The sequence below is a fragment of the Pseudomonas sp. xss_4 genome, from assembly GCF_043104125.1.
Classification (GTDB): Bacteria; Pseudomonadota; Gammaproteobacteria; order Pseudomonadales; family Pseudomonadaceae; genus Aquipseudomonas; species Aquipseudomonas parafulva_B.
The window spans coordinates 93176-102349 of the sequence record NZ_JBICKJ010000081.1; the positions used below are offsets into that span (position 1 = coordinate 93176).

8 protein-coding genes and 1 pseudogene are annotated in these 9174 nt (G+C 61.9%); 4 read left to right on the forward strand and 5 right to left on the reverse strand.

Going from position 1 to position 9174, the window contains the following annotated elements:
• Window positions 1-54 precede the first annotated feature (54 nt).
• The 4 genes and pseudogenes from ACF8GB_RS17685 to ACF8GB_RS17700 all read left to right on the forward strand — a co-directional run bounded on the left by ACF8GB_RS17685 (window position 55) and on the right by ACF8GB_RS17700 (window position 4045).
• Window positions 55-1023 carry a DUF523 and DUF1722 domain-containing protein gene (locus ACF8GB_RS17685; RefSeq protein WP_058639465.1) on the forward strand — a complete coding sequence of 323 codons (969 nt, stop codon included), beginning with the start codon at window positions 55-57 and terminating at the stop codon, window positions 1021-1023.
• Window positions 1013-1913 (forward strand): annotated as a pseudogene (locus ACF8GB_RS17690) (MerR family transcriptional regulator). Before ACF8GB_RS17685 ends, ACF8GB_RS17690 begins: the two are co-directional and overlap by 11 nt.
• Complete coding sequence (gene phrB, locus ACF8GB_RS17695; RefSeq protein ID WP_058639467.1) at window positions 1904-3322, forward strand: deoxyribodipyrimidine photo-lyase; 1419 nt, start codon at window positions 1904-1906, stop codon at window positions 3320-3322. The pseudogene ACF8GB_RS17690 and the gene phrB overlap by 10 nt, the downstream one beginning before the upstream one ends.
• A gap of 21 nt (window positions 3323-3343) precedes the next feature.
• The gene (locus tag ACF8GB_RS17700; RefSeq protein WP_078479105.1) at window positions 3344-4045 is read left to right on the forward strand and encodes an SDR family oxidoreductase; all 702 of its coding nucleotides are present in this window, start codon (window positions 3344-3346) and stop codon (window positions 4043-4045) included.
• 43 nt (window positions 4046-4088) lie between these two features.
• Here ACF8GB_RS17700 and murI read toward each other — a convergent pair whose 3' ends face one another.
• From murI to hemA, 5 genes are read right to left on the reverse strand one after another with little or no spacing between them, the layout of a single operon-like run.
• Window positions 4089-4886: a glutamate racemase gene (gene murI / locus ACF8GB_RS17705; protein ID WP_392527383.1), complete on the reverse strand. Its 798-nt coding sequence runs from the start codon at window positions 4884-4886 to the stop codon at window positions 4089-4091.
• Window positions 4879-5634, reverse strand: a complete 756-nt coding sequence (locus tag ACF8GB_RS17710; protein WP_058639470.1) for a molybdopterin-synthase adenylyltransferase MoeB — start codon at window positions 5632-5634, stop codon at window positions 4879-4881. Before ACF8GB_RS17710 ends, murI begins: the two co-directional genes overlap by 8 nt.
• On the reverse strand, window positions 5628-6458 hold the full coding sequence (prmC, locus tag ACF8GB_RS17715; protein WP_058605369.1) for a peptide chain release factor N(5)-glutamine methyltransferase: 831 nt from the start codon (window positions 6456-6458) through the stop codon (window positions 5628-5630). Before prmC ends, ACF8GB_RS17710 begins: the two co-directional genes overlap by 7 nt.
• Window positions 6458-7540 carry a peptide chain release factor 1 gene (gene prfA, locus ACF8GB_RS17720; RefSeq protein WP_058605370.1) on the reverse strand — a complete coding sequence of 361 codons (1083 nt, stop codon included), beginning with the start codon at window positions 7538-7540 and terminating at the stop codon, window positions 6458-6460. The genes prmC and prfA overlap by 1 nt, the downstream gene beginning before the upstream one ends.
• Window positions 7540-8814, reverse strand: a complete 1275-nt coding sequence (hemA, locus tag ACF8GB_RS17725) for a glutamyl-tRNA reductase (protein ID WP_058639472.1) — start codon at window positions 8812-8814, stop codon at window positions 7540-7542. The genes prfA and hemA overlap by 1 nt, the downstream gene beginning before the upstream one ends.
• Window positions 8815-9174 lie beyond the last annotated feature (360 nt).

Genomic DNA, 9174 nt, shown 5'->3' on the forward strand with positions numbered 1-9174 from the left:
GCTGGAATATTCCTGTACATAATTTGTGATTTGTACAGGTTTATGGAGGCAGCTATGCACGACCCCGCTGTTCACAACAAGCCGCGCATCGCTATCAGTGCCTGCCTGACCGGGCACAACGTGCGTTACAACGGTGGCCACAAGTCCTCGGACCTATGCCGCACCCAGCTGGAAGAACATTTCGAATGGACGACGGTGTGTCCAGAAATGGCGATTGGTTTGGGGGTACCCCGTGATCCCATCCGTCTGGTGGGCGACCCTGAACATCCTGAAGTCGTAGGCACGCGCAATCCTGGGCTGGACTATACGAGCCCCTTGCGTGAATACGGCAAGCAAATGGCCGCCGAACTCGATGATATTTGCGGATACATCTTCATGCAGAAGTCGCCCTCTTGCGGACTTGAGCGTGTGAAGGTCTACCAGGACAACGGTCACCCAGCCATCAACGGCGGTCGTGGCGCCTATGCGCAGGCTTTTTGCGAGCTAAGGCCAGACCTGCCGGTCGAAGAGGAAGGCCGCCTGCACGACCCTGTGCTGCGCGAAAACTTCATCAGCCGCGTGTACGCGTACGCCGATTGGCAGCATCTACTTGAAGAAGGCGTTAGTCGCCACGCATTGCTGGCTTTCCACGCCCGCTACAAGTACCTGCTGATGGCGAACAACCCGCAGGCGTATCGCACCTTGGGACGCATGCTCGGCACCATGAGCAAAGACGACGACCCTGACGTTATTGCCCCCCGTTATTTCTCCGAGCTGATGCAGGCCTTGCGCCGCCGCGCCAGCCGTGGCACACACAGTAATGTGCTGCAGCACCTGAGCGGCTATTTCAAAAATGCCCTGACCCCTGCCGATAAAGCCGAGCTGCAAACGTTGATCGGGCAGTATCAGCAAGGGATCGTGCCTTTGATCGTGCCGCTGACCCTGCTCAAGCATCATCTGCGCAACCACCCCGACCCCTACTTGCTGCAACAAGCCTACTTGCAGCCTCATCCTGAACGCCTGGGGCTACGTAATGCGGTCTGAGATTCTTTTACCAATTGGTGAGCTGGCCCGACGCACGGGCGTCAACCCGGTCACCCTGCGCGCTTGGGAGCGGCGCTACGGTTTGCTCAAGCCACAGCGCACGCCCAAAGGGCATCGACTGTACCCGGTCGAACAGATCGAGAGGGTGGAAGCGATTCTGGCCTGGTTGCAGCGAGGCGCATCGGTCAGCCAGGTGGGAGAGTTGCTGGACAAGCCACTCAGCACACCACCGACTGGGGACTGGCAAACCCGTCAGTTCCAGATGCTCGAAGCCATCGCCAACCTGTCGCAACGGGCGCTCGATCATCAGCTGAACCAGGCCATGGCGCTCTACCCCGCCGTCACGTTGTGCGAGCAGTTGCTGCTGCCTTTACTGGACCTGCTGGAACTGCGCTGGCGCAACTACTTCAACGCACGGCTTGAGCAGGTGTTCTTCCACACCTGGTTGCGCAGCAAACTGGGCGCGCGGGTGTACCACGACAATCAGTTGCTACAGGGCCCACCGGTTCTGCTTGCCGAAGACAGTGACCGGGGCTTCGACCCTGGCCTGTGGCTGTGCGCATGGCTGTTCACCAGCAATGGCTTTGCGGTGGAAATCCTCGAGCAGGCCGTGGCCGGTGCGCAGTTGCAGAGTGCAGCCGCGGCCTTGAAGCCACGCGCAGTGCTCTTGAACCTCGGCCCGCGCATCGATACCCGCGCGTTGCAGCGCACGCTTCAGAACCTGCAATTGCCCACCCTTGCCGGGGGTGCCTTGCTCGCGCTGCACCAGACCCAACTGGGCTCGCTCGACCTGCCTCACCTGCACACCTTCGATACCCCTCAAGCGGCCTTGCGACTACTGCAAGGCCTGTGACTGCCAGCCTGGAGAGATTCCGATTTCATGCACTTGACTTGGCTTCGCAGTGACTTGCGCGTTACCGACAACACGGCCCTTAGCGCCGCCAGTGAACGTGGCCCAACCCTGGCCCTGTGGCTTATTAGCCCTGGCCAATGGCAGGCCCATGACGATGCGGCCTGTAAAGTGGATTTCTGGCTACGCAACCTGCGCGAAGTGCGGCAGTCGCTTGACGCGCTCAACATCCCACTGCTCATACGCAAGATAGACACCTGGGATGATGCGCCTGAGGCTGTGCTCGATGTCTGCCGAAAGCACAATGTCCAGAGCGTTCACTGGAACGAGGAATACGGCATCAACGAGGCCCGCCGCGACGCAGCCACATGCAAATTGCTCAAAGCTTCAAAGGTTGAGGTTCACACCCATCTCGACCAACTCCTGTTCCGTCCGGGGACGGTGCTGACCCGTAGTGGCGGCTACTTCCAGGTGTTCGGCCAATTCAAGAAAAATTGCCTTGAACACTTGCACCGCAGCCTGCCCTCGATGGCCGCACCGGTTAAACGCCAGGCCCCGACATCGATCAAGAGCGACCCGATTGCGCAACATGTCGAACCCTTCGAAAAGCCGGCAGACGCGCTGCGCAAACGCTGGCCCGCTGGCGAGAAGGAGGCTCAGGCAAGGCTTGCCCGGTTCACCGATGAAATCATCGACGACTACGAGACGCTGCGTGATCTTCCTGCTCGCGAGGGCACCAGCCAATTGTCAGCCTATCTTGCAGCGGGGGTCATCTCACCCCGCCAATGCCTGCATGCCGCGCTGGCCCATAACCGGGGCGAGTTCGACAGCGGCAGCAGCGGCGTCCAGACCTGGGTCAACGAATTGCTCTGGCGCGAATTCTACAAGCACATCCTGACGGGCTATCCCCAGGTGTCCCGGCATCGTGCCTTCCGTGCGCACACCGAGGCGTTGCCCTGGCGTAAGGCACCCAAGGAGTTCGAAGCCTGGCAGCAGGGCCGAACCGGCTTCCCGATCATTGATGCGGCCATGCGCCAGATGCTGACCACCGGCTGGATGCACAACCGGCTGCGCATGCTGACTGCCATGTTCCTGAGCAAGAATCTGTTGATCGACTGGCGGCTGGGGGAACGTCACTTCATGCGCCATCTGATCGACGGGGATCTGGCAGCCAACAACGGTGGCTGGCAGTGGAGCGCATCCACCGGTACCGACTCGGTCCCCTACTTCCGGATCTTCAACCCCGTGTCGCAGTCACAACGCTTCGATCCAAAGGGCCGCTTCATTCGCGAGTGGCTGCCTGAATTGCAGGACATCGACGATAAAAATATCCACGACCCTGGAAAATGTCGCGGCTTGATTGATGCTAACCTCTATCCCAGTCCTATCGTCGATCTTCACAGTAGTCGACAGCGGGCGCTCCAGGCTTTCAAGGAGTTGCCCCGCTAGTCGTGTATAGAGGGCAATGCCGTGAGTGGCTCACGCAGTTTTTGGGTTACAGGCGCAACGAATGGGCTGGGCCTGGCAATGGTCCGCGATCTTTTGACAAAGGGGCACCGGGTCGCTGCCAGTGCAGGTGCAAGCGAGGAGCTCGATCGCTTGTGCATGCATCATGGCGATCGTTTGCTGCGGCTTCCTGGCCAGTTACAACAGCAACCCGATGCTGACGAGGCAGGCCGCATGATCGACCATGCCTGGGGGTCGTTGGATGGCTTGATCCTGAATGCCGCCACCTGTGATTACCTCCTTCCAGGCACCTCGGACAGCGAGTTGTTCGAGCAGCTGATCATCACCAACCTTCAGGCGGCACAGCACTGCCTGGAGTACGCCACGCCCCTGCTGGCCAAGGGCGATATGCCCCAGATAATGGCTGTTTTCAGCCGGTACTCCGCCGCGCAGCTTTACGCGCCGACGCAGTTTCCTGCCGGCTGGAACAATGCCGTGCAGTGGGTGAGGGAGCAGCGCCCGTCGTTGCTTGCCAATGGCATAGCGTTGACGGTGGTAGCACCGCAGTCCCTGAAAAACCCCGTGACGGCCGCCAGCGCCGTGCCTGAGGACTGGACTGCCGACACCGCCGCGCTTGAGCTTCTGACGCGCTTGCGTGCACGTGAACCTGAGCTGGTGCTCGAGACGCTGAACCCGTCGAACCTCTGGCCGCTGCCGCAGCACTAGGTGGTACTGCGAGGGTAGAAACGCCAGTCATGCAGGGCACTGCTCAGGACGTGAAACGTTCTACGTCCTGAGATGGGTGCCACAGCACCGGAAGGATATCCATCAACGCACGTGGTTCGGCGCTGGTCCAGAAGCGGGTCGACCGAGCTGGGCCGCGTGCAAGCAGATCAGCCCCTGCGAGCAGGCGTTCGAGTTGACGGGCCACGGCAGCGCCCGTATCGATGACGGCCACGTGTGGGGGCACCGTTTCAGCCAGCAAGGGTTTCAAGAACGGATAATGCGTGCAGCCCAGTATCAAGGTATCGCAGCCTGCCGCCAGAAGCGGTTCAACGTAACTGCCCAGCAAAGTGCGTAACACCGGGCTGGTCAGGTCCCCCTTTTCGATCAGTTCGACAAGCCCAGGGCAAGGCTGGGTGACTACCCGCACGTTACTGGCAAAGCGATCGAGCAAGGCGGCGAACTTGGCGCTCTGCAAGGTCCCGGTCGTGGCCAGCACGCCGACTATCCCTGAACGGGTAGCCGCTGCGGCAGGCTTGACCGCCGGTTCCATGCCCACGATCAGCCAGTCAGGATAGTGCGCACGCAGGTCGGCCACCGCAGCCACGGTGGCCGTGTTGCAGGCCAGTACCATGGCCTTGGCACCTTGCTGATAAAAGAAGGCAGCGATGCGGCGACAGCGTTCGCGAATGTAGTCCGGCGATTTTTCCCCGTACGGTACATGGCCACAATCGGCGAGGTAGTGAAGCGTTTCGTTGGGCAAGCGCTGACGAATCTCGGCAAGCACTGACAGCCCCCCCACCCCGGAGTCCATCACCGCGACTGGCCCCTCGCGCTTAGCCATCGCGCTTGCCACACACCGCGCAGCCAGGGTCGCGTTTGACCCGCAATTCACGGATACGCGTGTCCAAAGCGTCGATCAGCAACAGTCGCCCTACCAAGGGTTCGCCGAAGCCGGCCAGCAGCTTCATGGCCTCCAGCGCCTGCAAGCTGCCCACCAAACCTACCAGGGGGCCGATCACGCCCGCCTCGCTGCAGGTCAGCTCAGCCTCGCTGCCGTGACCATACAGGCAGTGATAACAGGGGCTGTAATCGCGGCGCGGATCGAAAACCGAGAGCTGGCCTTCCAGGCGGATCGCGGCGCCACTGACCAGGGGCTTGGCAGCCGCCACGCAGGCCGCATTGACCGCCTCGCGCGTCCCGAAGTTATCCGAGCAGTCGAGGACCAGGTCCACGGCCGCTACGGCAGCGGCCAGCGAGTCCTCATCCAGCGCCTGCCGGTGGGCAACCAGGTCGATTTCCGGGTTTATTGCCTGCAGACGCTGCAAGGCCGAGTCGACCTTGCTCATGCCCACGCTGGTACTGTCATGGATGACCTGGCGCTGCAGGTTCGTCAGGTCGACCGTATCGAAATCTGCCAGGTGCAACTCGCCAACGCCAGCAGCCGCCAGGTACAGCGCCACGGGCGAGCCCAGGCCGCCGAGTCCGACGATCAGGGCCTTGCTGTGCTTAAGGCGCAGCTGGCCGTCGACGTCGATCTGGGACAGCAATACCTGCCGACTGTAGCGCAGCAGCTCCTGGTCGCTCAGCATGGCAGGTGCCCCAAGGTGATGCGCGGATGGCCGCCTAGATCGGTGCGGCTGCTCACCTCGACAAAGCCGTTTTCCCGCAGCAGCACCTGTACGGCATCAGCCTGGTCATAACCATGCTCGAGCAGGAGCCAGCCGCCTGGGGTGAGGTGGCTCGGCGCCTGCGCGGCGATGACCCGCAGGTCATCCAGACCGTCGACCCCGGCTACCAGCGCGCTGCTGGGCTCGAAGCGTACGTCACCGTCGATCAGGTGCGGGTCTGAAGCCGCGATATAGGGCGGGTTACTGACGATCAGGTCGAAGCGTTCGCTGGAAAGGCCGTCGAACCAGTGGCTGACCTGGATGCGGGCGTTGGCCAGGCCAAGCCGCTGGCGGTTGCGCTCGGCCAACGCGGCGGCCTCGGGCACGCGATCGACCGCCGTTACCTGCCACGCCGGTCGCTCGCTGGCCAGCGCCAGGGCAATTGCACCGGTGCCGGTACCCAGGTCGAGCACCTTGGCCGGCAGCGCAGGCAGCAGCTCCAGCGCCGTCTCGACCAGCAGTTCGGTGTCCGGGCGCGGGATGAGCGTATGCGGGGCCACTTCCAGGTCGATCTTCCAGAAGCCCTGCTGGCCGAGGATATAGGCCACGGGCTCTCCGTCCCTGCGCCGCTGCAGATAGCCGTCGTAAGTCTGGGCAGCGTCGCTGCTGACGATGCGTTCTGGCCAGGTGTGCAAATAACTGCGCGATTTGCCAAGCGCCGCCGCCAGCAGCAACTCGGCATCCAGGCGCTCGGTAGGCGAATCGGGTAACTGCGCGTTGCGCAGCAGGCTGGCGATGATGGTCATCAGTCCCCCAGAGCAGCCAGTTGGTCGGCCTGGTATTCGGCCAGCAAAGGCTCGATCACCGCATCGACTCCACCGGCCAGCACGTCGTCCAGCGAGTACAAGGTCAGGTTGATGCGATGATCCGTGACCCGACCCTGTGGGTAATTGTAGGTGCGAATGCGCTCGGAGCGATCCCCAGAGCCCACCAGCAGCTTGCGCTCACTGGCGATGGCGTTCTGAGCGGCACTGGTCTGCATGTCGTTCAACTTCGCCGACAGCCAAGATAAGGCGCGCGCACGGTTCTTGTGCTGGGAACGCTCTTCCTGGCATTCAACGACAATGCCCGTGGGCAAGTGCGTGATACGGATGGCCGAGTCGGTCTTGTTCACATGCTGACCGCCTGCGCCGGACGCGCGGTAGGTGTCCACGCGCAAGTCGGCTGGGTTGATCTCGATGGCCGCTTGCTCATCAGGCTCCGGCAAGACCGCCACGGTGCAGGCCGAGGTGTGAATGCGGCCCTGGGATTCGGTTTCGGGCACGCGCTGTACACGGTGCGCGCCGGACTCGAACTTGAGCTTGCCGTACACGTTCTCGCCCTCGACGCGGGCGATGATTTCCTTGTACCCGCCGTGCTCGCCTTCATTCTCGGAGAGGATTTCCAGCCGCCAGCCGCGCTTTTCCGCGTAGCGCGAATACATGCGAAACAGATCGCCCGAAAAGATCGCCGCCTCGTCGCCACCGGTACCGGCGCGAATCTCGAGAAACACGTTGCGCCCGTCGTTAGGGTCCTTGGGCAGCAACATGCGCTGCAGCTGAGCCTCCAACGCCACCAACCGGTCCTTGGCCTCGCGCACCTCCTCCACGGCCATATCACGCATGTCCGGGTCGCTGTCCTTGAGCAGCGCCTGGGCGCTTTCAAGATCGTCCTGGACTTTGCGCCATTGCTGATAGGCCGTGTGCACCGGTTCGACTTCGGCGTACTCGCGGGAATAGGCGCGAAAACGTGTCTGGTCGGAAATGACCTCGGCATCACCAAGCAAAGCGGTGAGTTCTTCGAAGCGGTCCTGGAGAATGTCCAGTTTATTGAGCAGCGACGCTTTCATTACAGGGATTTGTCCGTGGAGCCCTCTTGGAGGGCAAAGAGTTCCTGGGCCATGGCCAGCGCATCGAGGCGGCCCTCGGCCGAGAGCTTTTTGAGCTGCACGCTGGGCGCATGCAGGAGCTTGTTGGTCAGGCCGCGCGCCAATTGGGCCAATACGTCTTCAGGGTTGCCACCGTTGGCCAGCAAGCGCTGGGCCTTTTGCAGTTCTTCATCACGCAGCCGTTCGCTTTGCTGGCGGTAGGCCCGCAGCACATCGACAGCAGCCAGCTCACGCAGGCGCGCCATGAAATCCTCGGCCCCCACCGCCACCAGTTCTTCGGCGGCCTGGGCGGCGCCCTGGCGGCTCTTGAGGTTTTCGGCAACCACGTCATGCAGGTCGTCGACGGTATAGAGGTACACATCGTCGAGCTCGCCCACTTCGGTCTCGATGTCGCGCGGGACAGCGATATCGACCATGAAGATGGGTTTGTGCCGGCGCTGCTTGAGGGCGCTTTCGACGGCGCCCTTGCCTAGAATCGGCAATTGGCTGGCGGTGGAACTGATGACGATATCGCTGTTGGCGAGCTCTTGGGGGATATCGGCGAGCAGCACGGCGTGTGCACCAAACTGCTCGGCCAGGGTGCTGGCGCGCTCGAGTGTACGGTTGGCCACCACGATGCGGCGCACGCCCTGCTCGTGCAGGTGGCGGGCGACCAGGGTGATGGTTTCACCGGCGCCGATCAGCAGGGCCTGGCTGCGGGCCAGGTCGCTGAAGATCTGCTTGGCCAGACTGACCGCCGCGAAGGCGACCGACACGGGGTTTTCGCCGATGGCGGTGTCGGTACGGACCTGCTTGGCGGCGCTGAACGTGGCCTGGAACAGGCGCCCGAGCAGCGGCCCCACGGTGCCGGCTTCGCGGGCAACGGCATAGGCGGACTTCATCTGGCCGAGGATCTGCGGTTCGCCGAGCACCAGAGAGTCGAGGCCGGAGGCAACGCGCATCATGTGCCGGACGGCATCGTGCTCTTCGTGCACGTAGGCGCTGGCACGCAATTCGTCGAGGCTGAGGCGGTGATAGTCGGCCAGCCATTGGAGCACGGCATCGGCCGACAGCTGGTCCTGCTCGATGTAGAGCTCGCTGCGGTTGCAGGTGGACAGGATCGCTGCCTCGCGACTGGTGGTGAGGCGGCAGAGCTGCTGCAGGGCATCCACCAGCTGCTCCGGGGTAAACGCCACGCGCTCGCGTACGTCTACCGAGGCAGTCTTATGGTTGATACCAAGTGCAAGAAAGGCCATGCAAGATCGCTGGTTGTGACAGGAAGCCGATAATTGTCCTCTTTCGCAGGTTAGAGGACAACCACCGTTCGCTATCGAGGTGATAGTGTGGCGGCGCGAAGGTGTTCTTGAGGATACGCTGTGGACTTCAGGCGCTGGCATCCAAGGGTGCAGTCATTTGGCTATTACCCGACTCATGATGGAGCGCTCAAGGCGATAATGCGCATACCTTACTTACACCGAGTTACAACTTTGTCACCTCCAAGTTCGCTATCGAGTCAAATATCACACACGCATCCCCAAAACAGCCTCTCATGGCTACTGAGTTCGATACTGATTCACCCAACTCCAAAGCGTTCAATCTAGCTTTTGATCTTGATC

What these genes read in the sequence shown, in the direction of transcription:
- hemA (WP_058639472.1), bottom strand. Translation starts at nt 8,814, where the DNA reads ATGGCCTTTCTTGCACTTGGTATCAACCATAAGACTGCCTCGGTAGAC.
- prfA (WP_058605370.1), bottom strand. Translation starts at nt 7,540, where the DNA reads ATGAAAGCGTCGCTGCTCAATAAACTGGACATTCTCCAGGACCGCTTC.
- prmC (WP_058605369.1), bottom strand. Translation starts at nt 6,458, where the DNA reads ATGACCATCATCGCCAGCCTGCTGCGCAACGCGCAGTTACCCGATTCG.
- murI (WP_392527383.1), bottom strand. Translation starts at nt 4,886, where the DNA reads ATGGCTAAGCGCGAGGGGCCAGTCGCGGTGATGGACTCCGGGGTGGGG.
- ACF8GB_RS17685 (WP_058639465.1), top strand. Translation starts at nt 55, where the DNA reads ATGCACGACCCCGCTGTTCACAACAAGCCGCGCATCGCTATCAGTGCC.
- ACF8GB_RS17710 (WP_058639470.1), bottom strand. Translation starts at nt 5,634, where the DNA reads ATGCTGAGCGACCAGGAGCTGCTGCGCTACAGTCGGCAGGTATTGCTG.
- phrB (WP_058639467.1), top strand. Translation starts at nt 1,904, where the DNA reads ATGCACTTGACTTGGCTTCGCAGTGACTTGCGCGTTACCGACAACACG.